Annotated in this window: 1 pseudogene; it reads right to left on the reverse strand. The window is 32.5% G+C overall.

Features of this window, described 5'->3' with window-relative positions:
* Positions 1-139: 139 nt before the first annotated feature.
* Positions 140-1,112, reverse strand: a pseudogene (locus tag F6K22_RS41175) (IS701 family transposase).
* Positions 1,113-1,254 lie beyond the last annotated feature (142 nt).

The raw sequence follows: 1,254 nt of genomic DNA on the forward strand, positions 1-1,254 counted from the left end.
CAGGACTTACGCAAAGACACTATATATAGCGTATGGTAAATAGAGCGATGTAGCTGCCGCACTTGCTCCACCAATGCTTTGAAAAAATGTAGCGATCGCCTCAAGACAAATACCATTGTCAAAACAAGGGTAAAAACACCTATAAAATAAAAATAGCCCTGAATTTTATTGTGGGCTTTTTCAGTTCTTGGAGCAGATAATCAGCAGAGTAATTCATGTTTGACTTGATCAATAGTTTTTCCTATTTTCACTGCGAATCTTTTTAAGAAATTCCAGACTAACATAGCACAGGCTATGTGATTTTTTTGAATGTCCCTGAGACGACATTGACAAAATTCGCTTGCGTGTTAATTGCTTAATTCGGGCGTGAAATTCTTCTATTTTCCATCTAGTTTGAGACTTCATATCTACAGCATAAATGCGAAGATTGACCTAAGTCATTAGTGACAATATATTCTGCTGAAGTTGGTAGAAACATTTCCCCGTATGGAGCTTGACTTTTTGAACTCAAAGGAATTCCTTGAATTTTAATTATTTTACCTGATATTTTTTCTGAGGATTTCCAACTTAATCCTCCTATGTTTTTAGATTTTTCTACACCACCAGTATCATCGACGCGCGCGATTTATTTTTAAGGGACAGTCAGAAATTTTTCCTAAGTTATCTATTAATCCCATTAATCTTTGTGTTGCAGACCAACTATCCATTAACACAGTTTGAAATGGTAGTTTTTTATGATTTACCAGGTTTAATATTATTTCTTCAACATGATCTAACTCGCGTTTTATTATCAGTATCTGGGTCATAAATTCGATAATCAAGAGTGCCAAAATTGTTCTATTTGTGGATGAAAATATCTACAATTTACTATCCCTATACCACGAATTACTTTATGCTGATTACCACTATATTGTCCCCGGACTAACTCAATTTTATTACCATATTCCTTGTTGATAACTGTATCATCAAAGATTAAATAGCCCTCTGTATTAGGTACAATTTCACACGCGAACATTTCTCCATAAATCTTGAGAATCAAAATTTTCTATTCTCAAATAACGATTGCTCTTGTCATGGCTAATATTTTCTAGATGATTTGCTAAGTTTGTCATAGTATAATTTGTCTGAGAATTAAGTAAATATTGGTATGGGATCAATATAGTTAAAATTCATATTGTTAGCTAAAATTAACAATAATATTATTTGATAATAATTGAAAGTATTTTGGCCAAATTTATTGACAATTAGCAACAT

The sequence above is a fragment of the Okeania sp. SIO2F4 genome, from assembly GCF_010672385.1.
Taxonomy (GTDB): Bacteria; Cyanobacteriota; Cyanobacteriia; order Cyanobacteriales; family Microcoleaceae; genus Trichodesmium.